Origin of the sequence: Mesorhizobium delmotii (assembly GCF_900149755.1) — a bacterium.
Taxonomy (GTDB): domain Bacteria; phylum Pseudomonadota; class Alphaproteobacteria; order Rhizobiales; family Rhizobiaceae; genus Mesorhizobium; species Mesorhizobium delmotii.
Genome location: NZ_FUIG01000018.1, coordinates 33,024 through 56,635, shown reverse-complemented (window position 1 = coordinate 56,635; position 23,612 = coordinate 33,024). Strand labels below are relative to the sequence as shown.

The following is a 23,612-nucleotide window of genomic DNA, read 5'->3' as shown; positions in this document are numbered from 1 at the left end:
AGAGTTCTCGCCAGAAGCGCACTGCCGCGCCTGAGAACGCCCCCTCATCCGGCCCTTCGGGCCACCTTCTCCCCGCTGGGGAGAAGAGGCTGGCGCCAGCGCTGGCGATCTCCTCTCCCCCCGGGGAGAGGTCGGATTGCCCCGAATTGCTCTTCGCAATTCGGTTGGCAATCCGGGTGAGGGGGCTGCTTTATCATCACAGCACTACGCGCGCTCGATGATGACATGCGTGGCATTCGGCGTTGCGACCTGCTCGCTGCAGCGGTAGCCGAGGCGGGGGATGTCGATGCCGGCAAAAAGGTTCTCGCCTGAGCCGAGCAGCATCGGCGATATCGCCAGATGCATGTCGTCGACGAGCTTTTCCTGGAGATATTGCCGGATCGTGGCGACGCCACCGCCGAGCCGTACGTCCTTGCCATCAGCCGCTGCTTTCGCCTTTTCCAGCGCTGAGTGGATGCCGTCGGTCACGAAATGGAAGGTCGTGCCGCCCTCCATGACGATAGGATCCCGCGGATGGTGGGTGAGCACGAAGACCGGCACATGGTAGGGCGGATTGTCTCCCCACCAGCCTTTCCAGCTTTCGTCCTTCCACGGTCCCCGAATTGGCCCGAACATGTTGCGGCCCATTATCCACGCCCCGATATTTTCGAAGCTGCGCGTGACGAACGCGTCGTCCGTGTCCGTGGTCCCGTCATCTTCGCCAGACATGTTGCGGAAGGTTCGAGTGCCGAGCATCCATTTGTGCAGGGCTTCCCCGCCGACGCCCAGCGGCTCTTTCGGGTCCTGGTCGGGACCGGCGCCGAAGCCGTCGATCGACAGGGTGAAAGCGTCGACACGAAGCTTGGACATGAGTACCTCCCTCTAATCCAGTTGTGAAATGCAAGCAGTTGTTTTTAGCTAGACTGATTGCATTTTGCAAGCGGTACTTTGAATCGCCGCCGAGCGATGGGCGGCTCGTTGGGCCAGCCGCACCAGAACCACCGCCAAAAAGGCGGTTGCAGCTGCAGTTACTTGCGCCGCGTTGCCTCGAGGATGCGCTCGACAGCTAGGCGTAGCGGCGACAGACTGTCTGTCACTACGGTCCAGACGATAGCGTCGGAAGTTTTGTGGTATTCGTGACGCAAAACATTGCCAATTCCGCGGATCTGTTTCCAGGGAATTTCTGGAGCAAGAGCGAGCAAATCGTCCGGGATGTGCCGGGTGGCTTCGGAAATAATCTCGATGCCGCGCTCCACGCCATGGCGTAGCAGCCAGTCGTTACGAAAGTCATCCAGAGTCTTGCCGGCGGTGGCAGCGCTGATGCCATCCAAAGCCGCTATGATCTCGGCTAGGATCGGCGGACTGCCATCAGAATACGCGCACGGCCGATTGTTCGATCTCGGCCTTCAACATAGGATGAAGGCTGTCGCGTGTGGTGATGTCGATTTCCGCTGACATCTTCTCTTCCAAAAATTGCTTGATGCCGACCAGATCGATTAGAGAAAAGCGCCTCGCCGGACCATAGTCGATGAACAGATCAAGATCGCTGTCCGGCTGCGCATCGTCCCGCGCTGCCGACCCGAACAGATAAAGCGAAGTCGCGCCCATGCCCTTGATGGCATCTGCGTTCCTCTGCAACCGTTCGATGACGTCATTCCTGCTCATGGGTCCATTCTAGCGGATTGCAGCAAAATCCCAAAACGATGCTTACCCCTTAAGCATCGTCGCCACTTCAGGCGCGAAATACGTAAGAATGCCGTCGCAGCCGGCGCGCTTGAAGGCCAGCAGCGATTCCAGCATCGCCTTGTCGCCGTCGATCCAGCCATTGGCGGCGGCCGCCTTGATCATCGAGTATTCGCCCGACACCTGGTAGGCGAAGGTCGGCATCCGGAATTCGTCCTTCAGCCTGCGGATGATGTCGAGATAGGGCAGGCCGGGCTTGACCATCAGCATGTCGGCGCCCTCGGCGAGGTCCTGCTCGGCCTCGCGCACGGCCTCGTCGGAATTGGCGTGGTCGAGATAGTAGGTCTTCTTGTCGCCCTTGAGCAGGCCGGCGGTGCCGACCGCCTCGCGATAGGGTCCGTAGAAGGCGGAGGCGAATTTCGTCGCGTAGGACATGATCGCCACGTCCTGAAAACCATTGGCATCGAGCGCATCGCGGATGGCGCCGATGCGGCCATCCATCATGTCGGACGGGGCAATGATGTCGGCGCCGGCCGCCGCCTGGATGACGGCCGCCGCCGTCACCTGCTCCACGGTCTGGTCGTTGACGATGATGCCGTCGCGCAAGATGCCGTCGTGGCCGTGCGAGGTGAAGGGATCAAGTGCTGCGTCGGTGATGATGCCGATCTCGGGCACCGCGTGCTTGATGGCGCGCGTGGTGCGGTTGATGACGTTCTCCGGATCGAGGATGTGCGAGCCGGTCTGGTCGCGCAGGCCGAGCTCGACATTGGGGAAGGTGGCGATCGCCGGAATGCCGAGCCTTGCCGCGCGCTCGGCCTCCTTGACGGCAAGATCGAGCGACAGGCGGAAGACGCCGGGCATGGCGGCGATCGGTTCGCGGATATTTTTCCCATCGACGACGAAGATCGGCCAGATCAGATCATCGACGCTCAGCCGGTTCTCCTGGACGAGACGGCGCGACCAGTCGGCCTTGCGCATGCGGCGCAAACGGCGGCTGCCGGTGATCTCGTCGACGCTGCGCGCGCCGGCAGGCTTTGCTGGGGTAAATTTGTTCATCGCCAAAACTCCGGATCGGGTGGTTTTTACCACGAGCCCCCGCCGCTGACCAATGCGGCACGATTGTGCCAGCATCGTAAGGGAGGGGTATGCCGAGTTTCAGGTCAGGCCGAGCCGGAGTCGAAGACGGGCGCGAAGCGACCAAACAGGTGGATTCCGAGAACCGGAACGGAGCGTACGTTTAGGTACGCGAGTACTGGAAGCGCAGGAAACCGCCGTTTGCAGGCATCACCTGAAACTCGGCATACCTATGGCTGACCGTTGCCGGACAGGATCTGCGCCGCTCCCCGCATGGCGACGCGGAACGCCTCGTCGAAGCTGACGCCGCGCACCTGCCAGCTGTAGGTCCTGCCGCCCGTGGCCAGCCGCCAGTCGGCGATCCAGCCCAATTCCTTGTCGCTCCAGACGATCCTGCCGGCAAGCGCCTGGTCGGCGCCGGCCTGTTTGGCGTCCTTGTCCAGAGCCGCGATATCCACCTCGTGCAGCGCCTTGTCGTCCAGCCCGGATTCGGAGAGCAGCGACGCCTTGAGGAATGCGATCCGCATCGCCAGCGGGTCGGCAGCATTCACGAACGATTCGCGCATCGATGCGCCGCGCTCATCGTCGGCGGCCAGCGCGAAATGCCTGGCGCCTCGCTCCGTTGCGAGAAAGATCGCCAGCCGCGGCCGCTCGGCGAGCCACGGCTTGCTGCCGAGCGAGGCCAGTACCGGGTCGATCACACCAGGCCTGTAGAGGCAGGTAAGATCGTGCGGCCGGTCATGCGTGCCTTGCTCGTCGTGGATCGGAATGCCTTCCATCCGGTCGCGATAGCGGAATTCGGCAACGAAGCTGCCAGCCTTGTCGCGCAGCGCCGCCATTTCAGGCTTTTTCGGCAGCCGCTGATCGCCGGAGACCCTGACCAGAACCGCATCCAGACAGGACTTGAAGCCGATCCGGCGGTTTTCTTCGCCCTGGCCGGTGACGATGGTCTTCGCGCGATAGAGGTCGTCCCCGGCCAATGCGGGACGAGCGGTCGCGCATACCATCAGGCCGATCGCCAATAGGGCAAGACGCGAAAATCCAAGCATGGCTCAACGTCCGGTTTGAAAGCCCGTCATCAAGATGGTCCCGTTCTAGCATCGGCTGCCGGCGGTGGCCAAGGCGGCAGGATTGCGCCCCGCCATTGACGCGCCCATGCGCCGCGTTTTAGCACTTCAGTCCCGGCGGCGCGGGGGAGGGATTCTTAGGCGATGGATTTTGGCGGCGGCAACGAGATCCGCTTCGAACGATCGGGCAGGGCCGGCGTTGTCACGCTGACGCGGCCGCAGGCGCTCAATGCCGTCACCCATCGCATGGTCAAAGCGCTCGACAAGGCGCTGCGCGCCTGGGAGCGCGACGACGGCGTCAATGTCGTCGTCGTCAAAGCCGAGGGCAGGGCGTTTTCGGCCGGCGGCGATATCCTCCACATTTATGAGGCCGGCCGGGCCGGAAAGCCGCCGGTCGATTTCTTCGCCGACGAATACCGGCTGAACGCCCGCATCGCGCGGTTCGAAAAACCCTATGTCGCGCTGATCGACGGCATCGTCATGGGCGGCGGCGTCGGCATCTCGTTCCACGGCTCGCATCGGGTACTGACCGAGAACGCCCAGTTCGCGATGCCGGAAGTCGGCATCGGCTTTTTCCCGGATGTCGGCGCCAGCCATCTCCTGCCGAACCTTGGCGGCAGCTTCGGCATGTATCTGGCCCTGACCGGAAACCGCATCCGCTATGGCGATGCTTTGTGGTCTGGCCTGGCAACGCATACGATCAAGGCGCAGGACCAGGCCGGTTTTCTCGATAGGCTGGTCGCGACCGGCGACCCGGAACCGGCGCTGCGCGGCTTTTCCGTCCCGGCCCGGCGCGAGACGGACAGTCCGACGCTGGAAGCGATCGCCCGCCATTTCGCGCAACCGTCGCTGGGTGACGTCATCGGCAGCCTGGAGCGCGCCGCACCCGCCGATGCGTTCGCGGCAAAGACGCTGGCGACGATCCGCACCCGCTCGCCGACCAGCCTGCACGTCGCCTGGCGCGAGATCAGCGCCGGACTGACGCTGTCGATGGACGAGTGCATGCGGATGGAGTTCCGCATCCTCAACCGCATGCTTGCCGGCCACGATTTCTACGAAGGCATCCGCGCCGCCATCATCGACAAGGGCTCGACGCCGCAATGGCGGCCGGCAGGCATCGACGACGTCAGCGCTGCCGACGTCGATGCCTATTTCGCTCCGCTCGGCGAACGGGAAATCGAACTGTGAGCGACGTCACGTCGAGACGCTTCGTGCTCCAGCCCTCGACGGCCGAGGTCATCTTCGCCTGGTTCCAGCGCGTCATCGCGGGCTACTGCCTGTTATTCGGGATTTTGTACTGGATCCGGCTGATCGGCTTCTATCCCGGTTCGTTGTGGCGCTTCGACCTGATGCCGGTGCATTGGCAGGTGGCGGCGGTGACGCTCGCCGTCTTCTTTCCCTTCGCCGCCGCCGGTCTGTGGATGCTGGCCTCCTGGGGGCCGGTGATCTGGTTCATCTGCGCGGCGACCGAGACCGTCATGTATGCCGGCTTTCCCGAACTCTTCGGCCACCGGCCGCTGATCCTAGCCTCGCATGCGGCGGTGGCGCTGCTCTACATCGTCTTTCGCGTGATGATCTGGATGCAGAAGCGCCAGAGCCGGCGATAGAGCATAGGAGCGATGCTCAACAAGAATAGCCGCGCGTCCGGTTGGACGAGCAAAGGACGCTCTAACTTGTGTCGGCTTCCGCCCGGAATCATTGGCTAAATCTTTAGGTTAATCATCCTTGTTCGGGTGACCCTTCGTTAAGCCTCTTTCGAAACCTATTACCGGTAAGCTCTTGTTAGCCCTAGCGTTTAAGTCGAATTTTATGAGTATTCGATAGTGTCGCGATCAAGGTGAAAAACAAAAAATCACCAGGCGACAAACGAGAGGCAAAGACAATGATCAATTCCCGTCCGGCGGCGAAGACCGCCAACGTATCCGACGACCGCCGCGAGGCAATCCGTTCGCTGTACATGGAGTCGCTGCAGCTGGTGGAGCGGCTGCACCGCCGTTTGCTTGACGTGATCAAGGACGAATTCGACCGCAACGGCCGTTCCGACATCAACGCCATCCAGGCGCTGCTGCTCTTCAACATCGGCAATTCGGAGCTGACCGCCGGCGAACTGCGCTCGCGCGGCTACTATCTCGGCTCGAACGTCTCCTACAATCTGAAGAAGCTGGTCGATCTCGGCTTCATCAACCACCAGCGCTCGCGCATCGACCGTCGTTCGGTGCGGGTCTCGCTGACGCCGAAGGGCAGTGAGGTGGCGGAAGTCGTCGCCGGCCTCTATGAGCGCCATGTCGGCTCGATCGAGCAGGTCGGCGGCATCAACACGGAAGAATTCAAGCAGATGAACCGCGCCCTGCAGCGCCTCGACCGCTTCTGGAACGACACCATCGCTTACCGGATGTAAGCAAATCCCCGACATGAAGGGGAACCGCGCCACGGAAGCGTGGCCGGGGAGCGATCTAAAGACCGGTGCCGAAAAGCACCGGTCTTTCCGTTTCGTCACGCCAGCCGATCCAAATCGCAGTTAGGGTCACGTTGCCGCCATATTCCCGGTGAAAGCGAGAATGCGGGTGATGTTGCGGCGAGAGCCAACCGTCTCCCTGCCAACGTCTCTGAGAACGCGCGTCGCGCCCGGCGCGTTTCTCGCACAGCAGCAATGGGGGCCATGGTTGGCTAATTGTTAAGGACGCCAACCCTAGAGTGCGGGCGGGATCGCCCGGTGAAAAAATTGTTACAGGAATATCTGGAGCGTACATGAGAACCAGTCGCCGTTTCTTCCTTTCCGGAGCCTCCGCGTTGGCCGCGACGATGATTGCTGGTGGCGCCAGCGCGCAGGACGTGATCGCGGATATCCTGAAATCCTCGGGCCGCGGCAACTGGGACGACCAGTTCGACGCCCGCGCCAGCCAGGGCGGCAAGGTGGCCTCGACGCTGCCGATCGTCAGCCTGCAGACCGTTGCGTACACCGAGCAGGCGATCGCGCAGTATCAGAATATTGTCGCGCAGGGCGGCTGGGAGCCGGTCCCGGACACCAAGAAGTTGCAGCTCGGCGTCATCGATCCCGACGTGGTGCCATTGCGCAGGCGCTTGATGATTTCGGGCGACCTGGCGCAGAGCGCCGGCCTGTCGGAGGCCTTCGATTCCTACGTCGATGCGGCGGTCAAGCGCTTCCAGGCGCGCCACGGCCTGCCTTCCGACGGGACCCTGGGCCAATATTCGTATGCGGCGATGAATGTTTCGGCGCAGGTCCGGCTTGGCCAGCTGCAGACCAATCTGCAGCGGCTGAACGAACGCGCCGGCACGCTGGGCAACCGTTATGTATTGGTAGACATCCCGGGCGCCCAGATCGAGGCGGTCGAGAACGACCGCGTCGTGCTGCGCCACACCGCCGTTGTCGGCAAGATCGACCGCCAGACGCCGATCGTCGATTCCAAGATCAACGAGATCATCGTCAATCCCTACTGGAATGCGCCGGTCTCGATCGTGCGCAAGGACATCATTCCGCTGATGCGGAAGGACCCCAACTATCTCAAGGACAGCAACATCCGTCTGTTCGCACCCGACGGCAGCGAGGTCGATCCGCTGACCGTCGACTGGTCGACCGACGACGCGGAGAAATACCGCTTCCGCCAGGATCCGGGCGCCGGCAATGCGATGGCCTCGGTCAAGATCAATTTCCCGAGCCCGGACGGCGTCTACATGCACGACACGCCGCAGCAGAGCCTGTTCGGCAAGATGATGCGCTTCGATTCCTCGGGCTGCGTGCGCGTCCAGAACGTACGCGACCTCGTCACCTGGATCCTGCGCGACACGCCGGGCTGGAGCCGCCAGTATTTCGAGGCAGCGATCAAGAGCGGCGAGAACATCCCGGTGCAGGTCACCAACCCGGTGCCGGTCTTTTTCCTCTACATCTCGGCCTGGTCGACGGGGCCTGGCGTCGTGCAGTTCCGCGACGACATCTACGGGCTCGACGGAGCCAACGAGCTGCAGATCACCTCCGCGCTCTAAGCGACTGATTTTTTTACTGAAAGGGCCGCCGGTGAGGGCGGCCTTTTTGCATCCGGCTGGGGGGCGCGCTTTGCGCCGGGTCCGGAAAGCGCCGTTCGGTACAGGCCCATGCAAGTCGCCATCTTCATCCTGATCGTGCTCGTCTTCGTCGCCGTTTCCGGCGCGCTGGTCCGGCTGGTGCGGGTGCCGTTGCCGGTGCTGCAGATTGCCATAGGTGCCGCACTCGCCTGGCCGATGCGCGGCATCCATGTCGAGATCGACCCCGAGCTTTTCCTGCTGGTGTTCATTCCGCCGCTGCTGTTCAGCGATGCCTATGGCGCGCCGAAGCGCGAACTGGTGGCGCTGCGCGGGCCGATACTGGACCTTGCCATCGGGCTGGTCTTCTTCACCATCGTCGGCTTCGGCTACGCCTTGCACTGGCTGGTGCCGAGCGTTCCGCTCGTCGTCGCTTTCGCGCTCGCCGCGGTGCTGTCGCCGACCGACGCAGTGGCCGTGTCCTCGATCGTCGACAAGAATGTGGTTCCGGCACGGCTGATGCACATTCTGGAAGGCGAGTCGCTGCTCAACGATGCGTCGGGACTGGTCATGTTCCGTTTCGCGGTGGCGGCGGTGTTGACCGGCAGTTTTTCCTTCGCCGCGGTATCTCTGACTTTCCTCTACGCCGTGGCAGTCGGCATCCTGGCCGGCGTGGTGGCATTGTTCGTTGCCGCCAAGGCGCTGCAATTGCTGAACCGCATCGGCGGCGTGCCAGCCGAGGCGCAGGTGCTGATCATGATCCTGCTGCCCTTCGTCGCCTATCTCGGCGCCGAGCATGTCGGGGCTTCGGGTATCCTGGCTGCGGTCACTGCCGGCGTGCTGACCGGCGGTTCCGGAATATTCCGCTTCCTCGGCGTTTCGGCGCGTATCCAGACGATGTCGCTGTGGACGACGCTGTCTTTCGTTTTCAACGGCGCGCTCTTCATCCTGCTCGGCCTGCAGTTCCCCGACATCATTGGCAACGTGCCGCCCGAGCTCAGCGGCCGCTATCCGGTCATCCAGCCGATCCTGACGGTGTTGGCGCTGACGCTGTGCCTGATCGCGCTGCGCTTTGTCTGGATCTGGATTGGCGACACTACGGCCCGCGTCGTGGCGCGATTGCGCAAGCGCAAGGCCGAGCCGTTCGGACTGCGTATTCTCCTCGCCGGCTCGGTGGCCGGCGTGCGTGGCGCGATAACGCTGGCCGGCATCCTGTCGCTGCCGCTCGCCATGCCGGACGGCTCGCCCTTTCCGGCGCGAGACGTGGCGATCTTCCTGGCCGCCGGCGTCATCATCTGCTCACTGGCCATCGCCAGCCTCACGCTGCCCTGGATTGCGCGCGGGCTGGTTGACCCGGGCGAGGATGCCGGCGCTGCCGAGGAACGCCTGGCGCGTGTCGGCGCGGCCAAGGCCGCCATCGACCGCATCGAGAGCATCGCCGGTGCGGAAGACGGGGACGAAGGTGAGGTGCCCGGCGCCCGGCTCGCCGCGGCCGACAGCATTGTCGCCGGTTACCGCCGCCGCATCGCCGCCTCCGACGAGGCTGATGAAGCGCGCACTGAAGCCCGTGAAGCCGGACGGCTGGAGCTCGAAATGAGGCTCGCCGGCATCGAGGCCGAGCGCAAGGCGGTGCGCGCCATGTTTCGCAGCCGTGAGATCAACGATCACACCATGCAGGCGCTGCTTACTGAGATTACGCTTACGGAAGCTTTGCTGAAGGGCCGTCAGGCGAGGAAATAGCCAGCTCTTCGCCTTGCTGCCGCAATCCGGCCAGCAAATTTCGCGCTGCAAACGTGGCGGGGCGAAAGCAACTGTGTTAATGGCGCGGCAGGCCCCCCGGACGACAAGGATCTCAAGCATGGCAACAGCAGCGGCAGTGTCGAACAAATTCGAATCCTTCTTCGAAACCACGCTTGCCGATGCGGATCCGGAGATTTTCGGCGCGATCCGCAACGAACTCGGCCGCCAGCGCCACGAGATCGAGCTTATCGCATCGGAAAACATCGTCTCCCGCGCCGTTCTGGAAGCGCAAGGGTCGATCATGACCAACAAATATGCCGAGGGCTATCCAGGCAAGCGCTACTATGGCGGCTGCCAGTTCGTCGACGTGGCCGAGGACCTGGCCATCGAGCGTGCGAAAAAGCTGTTCAGCTGTAACTTCGCCAACGTTCAGCCGAATTCCGGCAGCCAGATGAACCAGGCGGTGTTCCTGGCGCTGCTGCAGCCCGGCGACACCTTCATGGGTCTCGACCTCAATTCCGGTGGCCACCTGACGCACGGTTCGCCGGTCAATATGAGCGGCAAATGGTTCAAGGTCGTTTCCTACGGCGTGCGCAGGGACGATCATCTGCTCGACATGGATGCGATCGAGAAGACCGCCCAAGAGACCAGGCCGAAGCTGATCCTGGCCGGCGGCACCGCCTATTCGCGCGTCTGGGACTGGAAGCGTTTTCGCGAGATCGCCGACTCGATCGGCGCCTATTTGATGGTCGACATGGCCCATATCGCCGGCCTGGTCGCCGGTGGCGTGCATCCGTCGCCGCTGCCATATGCCCATGTGGTTACCACCACCACGCACAAGTCGCTGCGCGGCCCGCGTGGCGGCATGATCCTGTGCAACGACGAGGAGATCGCCAAGAAGATGAACTCGGCGGTGTTTCCGGGCCTGCAGGGCGGGCCGCTGATGCATGTCATCGCCGCCAAGGCGGTGGCCTTCGGCGAAGCGCTGAAGCCGAGCTTCAAGGTCTATGCCGAGGGCGTTGCCGCCAATGCCAAGGCGCTGGCCTCCAGCCTGCAGGAAACCGGTCTCGACATCGTCTCCGGCGGCACCGACAACCATCTGATGCTGGTCGACCTGCGCCCCAAGAACGCCACCGGCAAGCGCGCCGAGGCAGCGCTTGGCCGCGCCAACATCACCTGCAACAAGAACGGCATTCCTTTCGATCCCGAAAAGCCGTTCGTCACCTCGGGTGTGCGGCTCGGCACGCCGGCCGGCACCACGCGCGGCTTCGGCCAGGCCGAGTTCCGCGAGATCGGCAAGCTGATCGCCGAGGTGCTGGACGGGCTCAAGGCCGCGAATTCCGACGAAGGCAATGCAGCCGTCGAGGCCGCGGTGAAGGCGAAGGTGGCGGCGTTGACGGATCGTTTTCCGCTCTATCCCTATCTCGGTTGAGCTTACGCAAAGTGTCATCCGTTATCGGCCGCACGAGAAGCACTGTTGCAGTGGGGACCGAGTCCGGACAGGAGGCTTGACGATGATGCAGATTTTCCGTGTCGCTGGGTTTTGCGCGCTTGGCGTAGTGGCGACATTGACCGCCTTGCCGCTGTCCGCCGCCTTGGCACAGTCTGCGCCCACCCCAGCCGCACCGAAGACCGAAACCTTCGGCATGTGGTCCACCACTGTGGACGAGATCGATACCGGCGAGGATCTGCGCAAGACCTGCGTCGCCTCGACCGCCTTTCTCGACGCGAGCGGTACCAGCGGCACTCTCACGCTCGCCATCTCGAACGGCGATGCACTGCCGCCCAGTGGCTATCCGACGCTTGTCATCGCCATGAAGAACAAGGACTTGCCGACTGGCGAGAATATTTCGGCGGTGTTCGGCGACAGCAACGGCAAGGTCAAGGCGACGGTCAATGCCATGGCCGGTGCCGGCGGAAAATGGATGTTGAACAACAAGCCCGAGATCAGCCTGGCGCTGCTGCGTGCCATGCGCCGCGCCAGCGCACTCGATGTCACGTTCGCCGACACAGCGGTCGCGACCGTATCGATGGACGGCTTCACCAAGGCCTATCGCAGCCTCGGCGTGTCATGTGGGTTCCCGACTGGTGACGTCGCTCCGTAATCGGCCGGTGTTGCCGTCTCGTATGATGCTGGCAATTTTTCTCGCGCCTCGCTATCTCTGAGGCGCGAGAGACCACCCCGGTGCTTTGCCATCCCGGCAAAAACCTCTAAGCCTTTCGCTCCACGAGAATCGCGAACATAAGGCTGTCCATGCGCTGTCCCTACTGCCAGTCCGAAGATACGCAGGTGAAGGATTCGCGCCCCGCCGAAGATGGCGCGGCGATCCGCAGGCGGCGCGTCTGCCCCGATTGCGGCGGCCGCTTCACCACTTTCGAACGCGTGCAGTTGCGCGACCTCGTGGTGGTGAAGAAGTCCGGGCGCAAGGTGCCGTTCGACCGCGACAAGCTGCTGCGCTCGGTCGAGATCGCCGTGCGCAAGCGCAATGTCGATCCCGAGCGTATCGACCGCGCGGTGACCGGCATCGTGCGCCAGCTCGAAAGCTCGGGCGAGACCGAAGTCGCCTCGGGCGAGGTCGGCCGCCTGGTGATGGAGGCGCTGAAATCGCTCGACGACGTCGCTTATGTCCGCTTCGCCTCGGTCTATCGCAATTTCCGCGAGGCCAAGGATTTCCACGACGTGCTGGGCGAACTGAAGGGTGACGAGCTCAAGGAAGAGGACGCCGGCTGAGCATGGCAAGGCGCAGCCAAGCCGAACAAGAAGTTCTTGATCGCCGCTTCATGGCGGCAGCACTCAGGCTGTCGCGGAAAAATGCCGGGCGGACCTCGACCAACCCGTCCGTCGGCACACTGATCGTGCGCGACGACGGCACCGGGCCGATGATCGTCGGCACCGGTGTCACCGCTGTCGGCGGCCGGCCGCATGCCGAGACCGAGGCGCTGGCCGAGGCCGGCGAGCTCGCACGCGGCGCCACCGCCTATGTCACACTGGAGCCCTGCGCCCACCATGGCCGCACGCCACCTTGCGCCACTGCACTGCTCAATGCCGGCGTCGCGCGGGTAGTTGGGGCTGCGAGCGACCCCGATCCACGCGTGTCCGGCAACGGCTATGCGATCCTGCATGCCGCCGGTGTCGAAGTGGTCGAAAAGGTGCTGCTGGCAGAAGCCGCCGAGCAGATGGCCGGCTATCTCATTCGATCTCTGAAAAAGCGTCCGGAAGTGATCCTGAAACTTGCACTTTCCAGCGATGGCAAGATCGGCATGGAAGGCGAGGGGCAGGTCTCGATCACCGGCGACGTCGCCCGGCGCGAAGTCTATATGATGCGGGCCGAAGCCGACGGCATATTGATCGGCATCGGCACGGCGCTGGAGGACGATCCGGCGCTGACGGTGCGGTTGCCGGGGCTGGAAAACCGTTCGCCGGCGCGCATCGTGCTCGACCGCCAGATCAGGCTGCCGGAAACGTCGAAACTGGTCGCCGGCGTCGAGCGGGTTCCGCTCTATGTCGCCGCCTGCGCCGAAGCCGACCCGTACCGGCGGGCCGCGCTCGAACGCGCCGGCGTGCGCTTCATCGGCACCGAGACGTATGAGGGCGATATTGCGCTGCCGGAACTGCTCGAGGATCTGGCGGCGCTCGGCATGGCCAGCGTGCTGGTCGAGGGTGGCGCCAAGGTGGCCAAAGCCTTCCTCGCCGAAGGGCTGGTCGACCGCATCGTGCTATTCCAGGGGCAGAAGCCGATCGGCAAGAGCGGCATTGCATCGCCCATCGACGCCGACCATATCCCGGCAGGATTTCGCAAATTGCGCGACATGCGTTTCGGCGAAGACAGCTACGCCGAGTGGATAAGGGACATCTGATGTTTACCGGGATTGTCACCGATGTCGGCACCGTCGCTGCCGTGAAGCCGCTGAGAGAGGGCGTCGGCCTGCGCATCGACACCGCCTATGACCCGCAGACCATCGCCATCGGTGCTTCGATTTCTTGTGGCGGCGTCTGCCTGACGGTCACGGCGCTGCCGGAAAGCGGCGCCAATGCGCGCTGGTTCGAAGTCGAGGCCTGGGAAGAAGCGCTTAGGCTGACCACAGCGATGGGCTGGAAATCCGGCACGAGGATCAATCTGGAGCGGGCGCTGAAGATCGGCGACGAACTCGGTGGGCACATCGTTTCAGGCCATGTCGACGGCATGGCCGAGATCGTGTGGCGCAAGGAGGAAGGCGACGCTGTGCGCTTCACGCTGGATGCGCCGCGTGATCTGGCCAAATTCATCGCACCCAAGGGCTCGGTCGCGCTCGACGGCACTTCGCTCACCGTCAACAAGGTCGAAGGCACCCGCTTCGACGTGCTGCTGATCCATCACTCGCTGACGGTGACCACCTGGGGCGAACGCCAGGTCGGCGACCGGGTCAATCTCGAGATCGACACCATGGCTCGCTATGCGGCGCGCTTGGCCGAGGCCGCGAAAGAGGGGCTTTGAGGCAACAGCCTTGAAGTTTCCGGCCATTGGCCGTACATTGTCGGCTGGAGAATGACGATGACAGCACATGCACACCCACCTCGCGGCCGTGTCCGTGGCGAGCGTTTGGAGACGCGCGTTACGGCCGACCAGAAAAGCCTAATTGAACATGCTGCGGCCCTGCAGGGCCGGACGGTGACGGATTTCGTGCTGACCAGTGTGCAAGAAGCCGCCCGCAGGACCATCGAGGAGCATCAGCGTCTCGATTTGTCTGTCCGCGACAGCCGGGCCTTCGTCGATGCCCTAATCAATCCGCAGCCGGTAAACGATCGTTTGCGCGATACCGTGCGTCGGTATCGTCAGGCCACCGGCACCTGACGAGTGAGCGCCTCCAACGAGGATTCTCTTCGGGTTGAGGTGCTTGGCCCACATCACGAAAGGACTTCGTTCGAGAGCGACGTAGAGCCGCTCGATCGATATTTCCGAATGCAGGCTGGACAGGACGCGCGCAAGAACATCGCGGCACCGTTTGTTCTTGTCCTGCCGGACGGAGCCATCGCCGGCTACTACACGTTGTCGGCGACTGCCGTGGATATTGGCGAGTGGCCCGCCCAGACCATCCGCAAGCTTCCTCGCTACCCCCTCATTCCAGCGACGCTGCTTGGTCGTCTCGCCGTTGATCGGCGATATCGGGGGCAAGGCCATGGTCGCTATCTCTTGGCCGATGCACTGTCCCGGTGCGTCAGAAGCGAGATTGCCTCGTTCGCTGTTATAGTCGATGCCAAAGGCGAAGACGCACGCCGCTTCTATCAACGCGAGAGCTTTCTGCCGTTCCCAGATCAGCCAATGAAGCTGTTCCGGCCGATGGCTGATATCGCTGAGCTGTTCAAATGAGGAAGGGACTTTGATGGAAAGCAGGGATTCCAAAGAGGAAGAGCGGCTGACGCGCCAAGCCTTGGCCGACGTGGATGACGGCCGTGTGGTGGATCACGAGGCCGTTCTTGTGTGGGCTGAAAGCATCGGTGCTGGCTGCCCCCACTCCGCACCTCGCCCAAAGATGCGATAAGCCTGGCTCGTCTCCACCAATCTTCTGCTTGCGATCAAACCGGCTTCGGCCTAAGTCACCGGCGATCCCGGAGACATCTATGGCTGGCACATCCCAACACGGCAAAGCGTTCATTCGCCCGAAGAAGAAGGCCCACCTTCTTGTCATCGAGGCACGCTTCCATGACGACCTTGCCGACGCGCTGCTCGAAGGTGCGACAAGCGCGCTCGACGAAGCGGGCGCGACATACGATGTCGTCACCGTTCCGGGCTCACTCGAAATTCCCGCGGTGATTTCCTTCGCGCTCGACGGCGCCGCCGAAGGCGGGCCGAGCTATGATGGTTTTGTCGCCCTCGGCACCGTCGTGCGCGGTGACACCTATCATTTCGACATCGTCGCCAATGAATCCAGCCGTGCCCTGATGGACCTGTCCGTGCAGGAAGCGGTCTGCATCGGCAACGGCATCCTGACCACCGAAAATGACGAGCAGGCCTGGACGCGGGCCAGGCGTTCGGAAGGCGACAAGGGCGGCTTTGCCGCGCGTGCGGCGCTGACCATGATTGCCCTCAAGCAACAGTTGGGGGAGCGATCGTGAGCGAACCCGCATCACCCGGCCAGCCCGCGGTACGCCACGCCAACAAGCGCGGTGCTGCCCGTCTGGCCGCCGTGCAGGCGCTCTACCAGATGGATGTGGCCGGCAGCGGCGTCTTCGAGATCACCGCCGAATACGAGGCGTTCAGGCTCGGCAAGGAAGTCGACGGCGCGCTCTATCGCGAGGCCGACGCACAATGGTTCCGCGCCATCCTGGCCGGCGTCGTCGAGAACCAGAAAACCATTGATCCGATCATCCGCCAGGCGCTGACCGAGGACTGGCCGCTGTCCAGGCTCGATTCGACGCTGCGCGCCATATTGCGCGCCGGCGTCTACGAACTGATGAAGCGAGAGGACGTGCCGGTGGCTGTCATCGTTTCGGAATATATCGACATCGCCAAGGCGTTTTACGAAGAAGACGAGCCGAAGCTGGTCAACGCGGTGCTCGATCGCGTGTCGCGCCGGGTGCGCGGCGAGGGGCGTGGCAAGGACGCTTCATGACGGCCGTCGCTATCGCCGACGCTGGCAGGGAAGCGCGCCGCACGGCGCTCATCCTTGCCGCTTCGCAGGCCATCATCGGCTCGGCCGCACCCATCGCCATTTCCGTGGGTGGGTTGGCCGGGCACTATCTGCTCGACTCCGACAAGTCGCTGGCGACGGCGCCGATCACCGGCTTCAACGTCGGCGTGGCGCTCGGCGCCCTGCCGGCCGCAGCCATCATCCGCCGGCTCGGCCAACGCGACGGCTTCATGACCGGCACGATCGTCACCGCGCTCGGTGGTCTGGTCGCCACGCTGGCGCTGTTTTACGCCAGCTTCTGGCTGTTTGCCTTCGGCCTGCTGGTGATCGGCATCGGCGGTGCCTTCGTCCAGCAATTCCGCTTCGCGGCCGCCGACAACGCGCCGTCTGAATTCAAGGCCCGCGCCATCTCCTTTGTGCTGGCCGGCGGCATCGTCACCGCCGTCCTTGGGCCGCAGATCGTCATCTTCACCCGCGAATTGTTTGCGCCGGTGATGTTTGCCGGCTCGTTCGCGTCAATCCTGGTGCTGGCGGCGGTCGGCGCCGCCATCCTGTCGTTCCTGCGCATCCCGGCGAAGGCGACGGGCAAAGCAGAAATCGCCGACAGCGACGCGCGGCCGCTCGCCGAGATCGTCACCAGACCGCGTTTCGTTGCGGCGCTGTTCTGTGCCGTCGGCAGCTATGCGCTGATGAGCTTCGTCATGACCGGCGCGCCGCTCGCCATGGTCGGCTGCGGCCTGTCGACGGACGACGCCACTCTCGGCATTTCCTGGCATGTCATGGCGATGTTCGCGCCGAGCTTCTTCACCGGCTCGCTGATTTATCGCTTCGGCGCCGAACGGATCGTCGCAACCGGCCTTGTGCTGCTGATCGGCTGCGCCGTGGTGGCGCTGTCGGGCCTGGCACTGTGGCAGTTCTGGACGGCGCTGATCCTGCTCGGCCTTGGCTGGAATTTCGGCTTCATCGGCGCCACCGCCATGGTCGCCGACAGCTACCGGCCATCCGAAAAGGGCAAGGTCCAGGGTTTTCACGACTTCGTCCTGTTCGGCTCCGTCGCCTTCGCTTCGCTGATGTCGGGCGCCGTCTACAATGCCTGGGGCTGGGAGATGCTGAACTGGATCATCTTCCCGGTGACGGTGCTGTGCTTCGTGGCGCTGGGCGTGCTGAAGATGACGGGCGCCCGGCCGACCAGCGCATGACCCCGAACCGAAGGTTCGGAAAGGATCATGCGCAAAATCAAAGTGCTACAGCGTCCTTTGCGCGTCCAAACGGACGCGCGGCGCTGTAATGCATGTCGCGCAAAAGTGTGCAGCGGTTTTGCGATAACGACATGCATAAAAACAACAACCTAAAGCGCGTCGCATGAGGCCGGTCAAACGCGACGCGCGATTGCACGCTCCTTGCCGGAAATGGACTTCAAACAGCGATTTCCATGACCCGGCCGGGTTCTGAAGTGAAAGATAGCGGCTCTACCGAGAAGCAGCCTTCGATCGCTTCACGCAAGTTCTCGACAAGTTCGTCCAAGGTTTCACCCTGGGTCGCGCAGCCGGGAATTGCCGGCACTTCGGCCCAGTAGCCACCTTCTTCGGCTTCGTGAATGATCGCCTTGAACTTCATGAGTCATCTCCCAGTTCGACCTGGAAGATAGGCTGCCCGCCGGTATTTGCAAAACTGCATGAGCGCTGATCTGCAAGTTCTTCCTGCCTGGCAGCCCAACATCTGCAACGGCCAGCAGAAGGCTTTCATGTTCTACATGCTGGCGGTGCGGATCTTCGTCGTCAAGCTGGACTGCGACCTGCGCAACGGCTGACGACCGCCAGCCGATTTCATTCGATCTAATTGGGTGGCGGCGCTGGCGAGCGTGTTGCCGCCCATTGCTTTTGGGCGAAAGGCGGGGCCTTTGGGCGAAAGCCGGGCAAAAACCGAACAATATCTTGACGTTCGCAACCCTGTTTCGCATAAGCCGATGCGAAGGGAGCGGATTCCGCGCGCGGAATCCGCTCCCCTGTCTCAACGGCCCAGGGAGGGGTTCTTTTGGGTCATCAAGCGAGGAAAATCCGGCAATGACCATAATTTCAGCCGTCATCGCCTGCGGTCTGCTTTCAGTCCTTTACGCCATCTGGGCGACACGTTCGGTCCTCGCGGCCGATCAGGGCAATGCACGCATGCAGGAAATTTCCGCGGCCATCCGCGAAGGCGCGCAGGCCTATCTGGCGCGCCAGTACACCACCATCGCCATCGTCGGCGTCGTGGTCCTGCTGCTCGCCTGGTGGCTGCTTTCGATCACCGCCGCCATCGGCTTCCTGATCGGCGCCGTTCTGTCGGGCACCGCCGGCTTCATCGGCATGCACGTCTCGGTGCGCGCCAATGTCCGCACCGCGCAGGCGGCTTCCAACAGCCTCGCTGCCGGCCTCGAGATCGCCTTCAAGTCGGGCGCCATCACCGGCATGCTGGTCGCTGGCCTGGCCCTGCTCGGTGTCTCGATCTACTACCTGATCCTCACCCAATTCATGGGCCTTCAGCCAAACGACCGTGTCGTCATCGACTCGCTGGTTTCGCTCGGCTTCGGCGCCTCGCTGATCTCGATCTTCGCCCGTCTCGGCGGCGGCATCTTCACCAAGGGCGCCGACGTCGGCGGCGATCTCGTCGGCAAGGTCGAAGCCGGCATTCCCGAAGACGATCCACGCAATCCGGCCACCATCGCCGACAATGTCGGCGACAATGTCGGCGACTGCGCCGGCATGGCTGCCGACCTGTTCGAGACCTATGCGGTGACCGTGGTCGCCACCATGGTCCTCGCCGCCATCTTCTTCGGCGGCACCGCCGTTCTCAGCGCCACGATGCTCTATCCGCTGGCCATCTGCGGCGCCTGCATCCTGACGTCCATCGTCGGCACTTTCTTCGTCAAGCTCGGCTCCAACGGCTCGATCATGGGCGCGCTCTACAAGGGCCTGATCGTCACCGGCCTGCTGTCGATCGTCGGCCTCGGCATCGCCACCTCGGCAACGCTGGGCTGGGGCGAGATCGGAACGGTCGCCGGCATGGCCGTCACCGGCACGAACCTGTTCATCTGCGGCCTGATCGGTCTCGCGGTGACCGGCCTCATCGTGGTGATCACCGAATACTATACCGGCACCGGCAAGCGCCCGGTGAACTCCATCGCCCAGGCTTCGGTCACCGGTCACGGCACCAACGTCATCCAGGGTCTTGCGGTCTCGTTGGAATCGACGGCACTTCCGGCGATCGTCATCGTCGGCGGCATCATTTCGACCTACCAGCTCGCCGGCCTCTACGGCACCGCGATCGCAGTCACCACGATGCTCGGCCTTGCCGGCATGATCGTTGCGCTCGACGCCTTCGGCCCGGTCACCGACAATGCCGGCGGCATTGCCGAAATGGCCGGCTTGCCCAAGGAAGTGCGCCAGTCCACCGATGCGCTCGACGCCGTCGGCAACACCACCAAGGCGGTGACAAAGGGTTACGCCATCGGTTCGGCCGGTCTCGGCGCGCTGGTGCTGTTTGCGGCCTACTCCAACGACCTGAAGTTCTTTGCCGCCAATAGCGACAAATATCCTTACTTCCAGGGTATGGGCGAAGTCTCTTTCGACCTCTCCAACCCCTACGTCGTCGCCGGTCTGATCTTTGGTGGCCTGATTCCGTATCTGTTCGGCGGCATCGCCATGACGGCCGTCGGCCGCGCGGCGGGCGCCATCGTCCAAGAGGTGCGCAAGCAGTTCCGCGAGGATCCGGGCATCATGGCCGGCACGTCGAAGCCGAACTATGCGCGTGCGGTCGATCTTCTGACCAAGGCGGCGATCCGGGAAATGATCATTCCGTCGCTGCTGCCGGTGCTGGCGCCGTTGGTCGTCTATTTCGGCGTGCTGCTGCTCTCGGGCTCGAAGGCGTCCGCCTTTGCAGCACTTGGTGCCTCGCTGCTCGGCGTCATCGTCAACGGCCTGTTCGTCGCCATCTCGATGACCTCTGGCGGCGGCGCCTGGGACAACGCGAAAAAATCGTTCGAGGACGGCTTCACCGACAAGGACGGCATCAAGCACCTCAAGGGTTCCGAGGCGCACAAGGCCTCGGTGACCGGCGACACGGTCGGCGATCCCTACAAGGACACCGCCGGTCCGGCTGTCAACCCGGCGATCAAGATCACCAACATCGTCGCCCTGCTGCTGTTGGCCGTGCTCGCGCACGGCTGAGGCCGCTCGGCCCTTCCGGGCCCGAAATCCAGAACCGAACCCGCGGGAGCGATCCCGCGGGTTCTTCTATTTTGGACGTCCCGCATCAAGGCATTGACGCCCTTCAAGTCGTCTGCGGCCCGCAGCCCGCGACGCTGGCTTGCTGTCTCAAAACAAAAACCCGCAGGATCGCTCCCGCGGGTTTTCGGTCGCCTGAGATGTTGCTGCTTCCAGGGAAGCAAAAGGAAAGGATGAGAAGCAGATTCTGCCGGGATGGATCAGGTGCCGGGCGAGCCGCCGCCGCCGCCGGGGAGGCCGGGCGCCAACTTGCTGGCGCCGCCGATGATCTGGCTGAGGAAGTTCTGGTCCTTGCCGCCGGTCGGCGTGGTCCGCGAGATAAAGTCGAACACCTTGCCGTCCTTCAGGCCGTAATTGGCGATCTGGGTAACGCGCCCGTCCTCGCCGAAATAGACGGCCAGCACCTTCTGGTCGACCAGCCGCGGCTTGTCGAAGGCGACGTAACGCTTGCGCGTCTGTGAGATGTAGTAGAACGCCTCGTTGTCGAAAGTCGCCTTGGTCGACGGGGTGCCGAGCGCCAGAAGCACCTGTTCGCGGCTCGAGCCGACCGGCACCAGGTCGATTGCCTGCTGGTCGATGACGTAGCCCTGCGTCAGCGTCTCGCTCGGATTGAGATCACCGATCATCTTCGAAGAGTTGCAGGCGGACAGCGCCGATGCAACCACCAGCAGCGAGACCGCGCCGGTGGACCTGGACAAAGCGGACCTGGACAGAAAAGTCGACTTGAATTTCAGCGCGCGCAACTACAACTCCATTAGCTGGCCGCAACTTGCGCTGGGCCGCAAAACCGGTAAACCAGCTTGCTCGCCGATGCAACAAGGCCAATTCAACATACGGTCCCCGGGAGACCACCCTCAATGTTCCAGCGCCTTTTTGGTCGCGAACGTCACGCCAACCGCGCTATCACCGAGGCGCTTTACTCACAAATCGTGGCAGCGGCGCGGCAAACCGTGTTTTATTCCGACTGGAATGTACCGGACACGCCGCTTGGCCGCTTCGAGATGCTGTCGCTGCACATGTTCCTGTTTCAGCACCGGCTGCGCGGCGAGGGCGGCGTTGCCGGGGAGGTCGCGCAGGTGCTGATCGACGAGTTCTTCATGGATGTCGAGCATTCGCTGCGGGAACTGGGCATCGGCGACGTCGGCGTGCCGAAGCGCATGAAGAAACTGGCGAAGATGTTCTATGGCCGCACCGCCGCCTATGACGATGCGCTGGAACGAAACGACCAGGATGCACTCGTCGCCGCCCTTGCCCGCAATGTCAGGCCCGATGCCGCCACCTGGCCGCAAGCAACGCAACTGGCCGGCTATGTCGCCGATGTCTCGAGGCGACTCGCGGAACAGCCGACCGAATCGATTGTTTCCGGCACGGTGGCATTCCCCGTGGCCCAGACTATTTAAGAGAAACAAAGACTATCTAAGGAAAAGATGAAACACGCCGATTCCCAGAGCCCTGTGTCATTCGTGGCCAATGTCGCCAGGCTGCCGCAAAAGGGACTGCCGGTGGTGATCGAGGCCGACGCCGCGCAGCGCGCCGCGCTGGCGGGCGAGCACGATTTGCTCTCGGTCGAGAACTACCGTGCCGAACTGCTGGTGACGCCATGGAAGCGCAACGGCGTCAAGGTCAGCGGCCGCGTCGAGGCCGATATCACCCAGGCCTGCATCGTCACCCTCGACCCGGTCGAGGCGCATATAGACGAGGCGGTCGACGGACTGTTCCTGCCGGAGCAGTCCAAGCTCGGGCGGCAGGGTTTCGAGGGCGGCGGCGAGATAATGCTCGATGCCGAAGGGCCGGACAGCCCGGAAACATTTTCCGGCAATACGATCGATGTCGGGGCGCTCGCCGAACAGTTCTTTGGGTTGGCGATCGATCCCTATCCGCGCAAGCAAGGCGTTTCAATGGAGGCTGCCGACGATGCCGGGACTGCGGAAAGCGAATTCCAGCAAAAGCTGCGTTCCCTGCTGGGAAAATCCTGAAAACCCGACCCAATCGGAGAAAGCCGGTTGTGCGGCAGCCCAAAAACGCTATTTTCGCCGAACCTTCGCGAGCCCCAAAACCGTTGCCAGCGCCAGGCGCTCGCTCAAGCAAACTGTGAGATGAACACCGCGTGATCAGGATTTCCATCGATGCCATGGGTGGCGATCACGGACCAAGCGTGGTCATCCCGGCGCTCATGACGGTCGCGACGCGGCGTCCCGACATCCGCTTCGTCATCTATGGTCGCGAGGAGGCAGTGCGCCCCGAACTCGCAAAACTCCCCAAGCTGGCGGAAGTGTGCGAGTTCATTCACTGCGAGATAGCAGTCAGGATGGACGACAAGCCGAGCCAGGCGCTGCGCCATGGCCGCTGGAAGTCGTCGATGTGGAAAGCGGTCGAGGCGGTCAAGGCAGGTACTGCCGACGCCTGCATCTCGGCCGGCAACACCGGCGCGCTGATGGCGATGTCGAGGTTCTGCCTTCGCACCATGGCGACCATCGACCGTCCGGCGATCGCGGCGCTCTGGCCGACATTGCGCGGCGAAAGCGTGGTGCTGGACGTCGGCGCCACCATCGGCGCGGATGCGCATCAACTGGTTGATTTTGCCATTCTGGGCACCGGCATGGCGCGCTCGGTTTTCGGCATCGAACGGCCGAGCGTCGGCCTGCTCAATGTCGGCGTCGAGGAGATCAAGGGCCAGGAAGAGGTCAAGGAGGCGGGCCGCATGTTGCGCGAGGCCAACATGGCCTCGATGAACTACCATGGTTTCGTCGAGGGCGACGACATCGGCAAGGGCACGGTCGACGTGGTCGTCACCGAAGGATTTGCCGGCAACATCGCGCTGAAGACGGCGGAAGGCACGGTAAGACAGATCGCCGGTTATCTGCGTGCCGCGATGGACCGGACGCTGATGGCCAGGATCGGTTATATATTCGCGAAAGGCGCCTTCGATCGCCTGCGCGAAAAGATGGATGTCGGCCGCTCCAACGGCGGTGTTTTCCTGGGTCTGAACGGCATCGTGGTGAAAAGCCATGGCGGGGCTGATTCGGACGGCTTCGCGGCGGCGATCGAGCTTGGCTACGACATGGTGCGCAACAATCTGCTCGATCGCATCGAAGCCGATCTCGACCTGTTCCATGCGCGCAATCCGCATGCCCAGACATCCAGGAAATCCGACGTCGTTGCCGACGCAGAGGAATAGGAA

General features: G+C 63.2%; 27 protein-coding genes. 20 read left to right on the top strand and 7 right to left on the bottom strand.

Features of this window, described 5'->3' with window-relative positions:
• Nucleotides 1-204 precede the first annotated feature (204 nt).
• The 5 genes from BQ8482_RS10445 to BQ8482_RS10425 all read right to left on the bottom strand — a co-directional run bounded on the left by BQ8482_RS10445 (nucleotide 205) and on the right by BQ8482_RS10425 (nucleotide 3,785).
• Nucleotides 205-849: a dihydrofolate reductase family protein gene (locus BQ8482_RS10445; RefSeq protein ID WP_123147556.1), complete on the bottom strand. Its 645-nt coding sequence runs from the start codon at nucleotides 847-849 to the stop codon at nucleotides 205-207.
• A 158-nt stretch (nucleotides 850-1,007) separates the two neighbouring features.
• Nucleotides 1,008-1,310 carry a HepT-like ribonuclease domain-containing protein gene (locus tag BQ8482_RS10440; RefSeq protein ID WP_244602722.1) on the bottom strand — a complete coding sequence of 101 codons (303 nt, stop codon included), beginning with the start codon at nucleotides 1,308-1,310 and terminating at the stop codon, nucleotides 1,008-1,010.
• 37 nt (nucleotides 1,311-1,347) lie between these two features.
• Nucleotides 1,348-1,644 carry a nucleotidyltransferase family protein gene (locus tag BQ8482_RS10435; RefSeq protein WP_123147554.1) on the bottom strand — a complete coding sequence of 99 codons (297 nt, stop codon included), beginning with the start codon at nucleotides 1,642-1,644 and terminating at the stop codon, nucleotides 1,348-1,350.
• Nucleotides 1,645-1,686: 42 nt separating this feature from the next.
• On the bottom strand, nucleotides 1,687-2,718 hold the full coding sequence (gene hemB / locus BQ8482_RS10430; protein ID WP_123147553.1) for a porphobilinogen synthase: 1,032 nt from the start codon (nucleotides 2,716-2,718) through the stop codon (nucleotides 1,687-1,689).
• 248 nt (nucleotides 2,719-2,966) lie between these two features.
• A complete protein-coding gene (locus BQ8482_RS10425) occupies nucleotides 2,967-3,785 on the bottom strand; it encodes a DUF2066 domain-containing protein (RefSeq protein ID WP_123147552.1) in 819 nt (272 codons plus the stop codon).
• Nucleotides 3,786-3,947: 162 nt separating this feature from the next.
• Here BQ8482_RS10425 and BQ8482_RS10420 point away from each other — a divergent pair, with 162 nt between their 5' ends.
• The 15 genes from BQ8482_RS10420 to BQ8482_RS10345 all read left to right on the top strand — a co-directional run bounded on the left by BQ8482_RS10420 (nucleotide 3,948) and on the right by BQ8482_RS10345 (nucleotide 17,368).
• Nucleotides 3,948-4,991 (top strand): enoyl-CoA hydratase/isomerase family protein, encoded by a 1,044-nt coding sequence (locus BQ8482_RS10420; protein ID WP_123147551.1) that lies wholly within the window; start codon nucleotides 3,948-3,950, stop codon nucleotides 4,989-4,991.
• Entirely contained in the window at nucleotides 4,988-5,410 is a 423-nt protein-coding gene (locus tag BQ8482_RS10415) for a DUF6163 family protein (protein ID WP_123147550.1), read from the top strand. The genes BQ8482_RS10420 and BQ8482_RS10415 overlap by 4 nt, the downstream gene beginning before the upstream one ends.
• Nucleotides 5,411-5,685: 275 nt before the next feature.
• The gene (ldtR, locus tag BQ8482_RS10410; RefSeq protein ID WP_027154640.1) at nucleotides 5,686-6,201 is read left to right on the top strand and encodes a transcriptional regulator LdtR; all 516 of its coding nucleotides are present in this window, start codon (nucleotides 5,686-5,688) and stop codon (nucleotides 6,199-6,201) included.
• Nucleotides 6,202-6,551: 350 nt separating this feature from the next.
• Nucleotides 6,552-7,805: a L,D-transpeptidase family protein gene (locus BQ8482_RS10405; RefSeq protein ID WP_123147549.1), complete on the top strand. Its 1,254-nt coding sequence runs from the start codon at nucleotides 6,552-6,554 to the stop codon at nucleotides 7,803-7,805.
• A gap of 108 nt (nucleotides 7,806-7,913) precedes the next feature.
• A complete protein-coding gene (locus BQ8482_RS10400) occupies nucleotides 7,914-9,560 on the top strand; it encodes a Na+/H+ antiporter (protein ID WP_123147548.1) in 1,647 nt (548 codons plus the stop codon).
• Between the two features lie 118 nt (nucleotides 9,561-9,678).
• Entirely contained in the window at nucleotides 9,679-10,992 is a 1,314-nt protein-coding gene (gene glyA / locus BQ8482_RS10395) for a serine hydroxymethyltransferase (RefSeq protein WP_123147547.1), read from the top strand.
• Nucleotides 10,993-11,077: 85 nt separating this feature from the next.
• A complete protein-coding gene (locus tag BQ8482_RS10390) occupies nucleotides 11,078-11,665 on the top strand; it encodes a hypothetical protein (RefSeq protein WP_425294090.1) in 588 nt (195 codons plus the stop codon).
• 149 nt (nucleotides 11,666-11,814) lie between these two features.
• The gene (gene nrdR, locus BQ8482_RS10385) at nucleotides 11,815-12,291 is read left to right on the top strand and encodes a transcriptional regulator NrdR (protein WP_023798407.1); all 477 of its coding nucleotides are present in this window, start codon (nucleotides 11,815-11,817) and stop codon (nucleotides 12,289-12,291) included.
• Nucleotides 12,292-12,293: 2 nt separating this feature from the next.
• Complete coding sequence (gene ribD, locus BQ8482_RS10380; RefSeq protein WP_123147545.1) at nucleotides 12,294-13,418, top strand: bifunctional diaminohydroxyphosphoribosylaminopyrimidine deaminase/5-amino-6-(5-phosphoribosylamino)uracil reductase RibD; 1,125 nt, start codon at nucleotides 12,294-12,296, stop codon at nucleotides 13,416-13,418.
• Nucleotides 13,418-14,035, top strand: coding sequence for a riboflavin synthase (locus BQ8482_RS10375; RefSeq protein WP_123147544.1), 618 nt, complete (start codon nucleotides 13,418-13,420; stop codon nucleotides 14,033-14,035). The genes ribD and BQ8482_RS10375 overlap by 1 nt, the downstream gene beginning before the upstream one ends.
• Nucleotides 14,036-14,086: 51 nt before the next feature.
• A complete protein-coding gene (locus BQ8482_RS10370) occupies nucleotides 14,087-14,392 on the top strand; it encodes a type II toxin-antitoxin system TacA family antitoxin (RefSeq protein ID WP_374120279.1) in 306 nt (101 codons plus the stop codon).
• A gap of 3 nt (nucleotides 14,393-14,395) precedes the next feature.
• Entirely contained in the window at nucleotides 14,396-14,908 is a 513-nt protein-coding gene (locus BQ8482_RS10365; RefSeq protein ID WP_123147543.1) for a GNAT family N-acetyltransferase, read from the top strand.
• 251 nt (nucleotides 14,909-15,159) lie between these two features.
• On the top strand, nucleotides 15,160-15,654 hold the full coding sequence (gene ribH / locus BQ8482_RS10355; RefSeq protein WP_123147542.1) for a 6,7-dimethyl-8-ribityllumazine synthase: 495 nt from the start codon (nucleotides 15,160-15,162) through the stop codon (nucleotides 15,652-15,654).
• Nucleotides 15,651-16,151: a transcription antitermination factor NusB gene (nusB, locus tag BQ8482_RS10350; RefSeq protein ID WP_123147541.1), complete on the top strand. Its 501-nt coding sequence runs from the start codon at nucleotides 15,651-15,653 to the stop codon at nucleotides 16,149-16,151. The genes ribH and nusB overlap by 4 nt, the downstream gene beginning before the upstream one ends.
• Nucleotides 16,148-17,368: an MFS transporter gene (locus tag BQ8482_RS10345; RefSeq protein WP_123147540.1), complete on the top strand. Its 1,221-nt coding sequence runs from the start codon at nucleotides 16,148-16,150 to the stop codon at nucleotides 17,366-17,368. Before nusB ends, BQ8482_RS10345 begins: the two co-directional genes overlap by 4 nt.
• A gap of 217 nt (nucleotides 17,369-17,585) precedes the next feature.
• Here BQ8482_RS10345 and BQ8482_RS10340 read toward each other — a convergent pair whose 3' ends face one another.
• Entirely contained in the window at nucleotides 17,586-17,786 is a 201-nt protein-coding gene (locus tag BQ8482_RS10340) for a type II toxin-antitoxin system HicB family antitoxin (protein WP_123147539.1), read from the bottom strand.
• 58 nt (nucleotides 17,787-17,844) lie between these two features.
• Between BQ8482_RS10340 and BQ8482_RS40040 the strand changes: the two genes are divergently transcribed.
• Entirely contained in the window at nucleotides 17,845-17,979 is a 135-nt protein-coding gene (locus tag BQ8482_RS40040) for a hypothetical protein (protein WP_280178810.1), read from the top strand.
• 253 nt (nucleotides 17,980-18,232) lie between these two features.
• Nucleotides 18,233-20,374, top strand: a complete 2,142-nt coding sequence (locus BQ8482_RS10335; RefSeq protein ID WP_123147538.1) for a sodium-translocating pyrophosphatase — start codon at nucleotides 18,233-18,235, stop codon at nucleotides 20,372-20,374.
• 257 nt (nucleotides 20,375-20,631) lie between these two features.
• Here the strand turns inward: BQ8482_RS10335 and BQ8482_RS10330 are convergent, their stop codons facing one another.
• Nucleotides 20,632-21,174, bottom strand: coding sequence for an outer membrane protein assembly factor BamE (locus BQ8482_RS10330; RefSeq protein WP_123147537.1), 543 nt, complete (start codon nucleotides 21,172-21,174; stop codon nucleotides 20,632-20,634).
• Nucleotides 21,175-21,288: 114 nt separating this feature from the next.
• On the opposite strand from BQ8482_RS10330, the gene BQ8482_RS10325 reads away from it, so the two are divergent.
• The 3 genes from BQ8482_RS10325 (at nucleotide 21,289) to plsX (ending at nucleotide 23,609) form a co-directional block, all read left to right on the top strand.
• Nucleotides 21,289-21,831, top strand: coding sequence for a ubiquinol-cytochrome C chaperone family protein (locus tag BQ8482_RS10325; RefSeq protein WP_123147536.1), 543 nt, complete (start codon nucleotides 21,289-21,291; stop codon nucleotides 21,829-21,831).
• A 27-nt stretch (nucleotides 21,832-21,858) separates the two neighbouring features.
• On the top strand, nucleotides 21,859-22,407 hold the full coding sequence (locus BQ8482_RS10320) for a YceD family protein (RefSeq protein WP_123147535.1): 549 nt from the start codon (nucleotides 21,859-21,861) through the stop codon (nucleotides 22,405-22,407).
• Nucleotides 22,408-22,538: 131 nt separating this feature from the next.
• Complete coding sequence (gene plsX / locus BQ8482_RS10315; protein ID WP_095491041.1) at nucleotides 22,539-23,609, top strand: phosphate acyltransferase PlsX; 1,071 nt, start codon at nucleotides 22,539-22,541, stop codon at nucleotides 23,607-23,609.
• The last annotated feature ends 3 nt before the right edge of the window (nucleotides 23,610-23,612 follow it).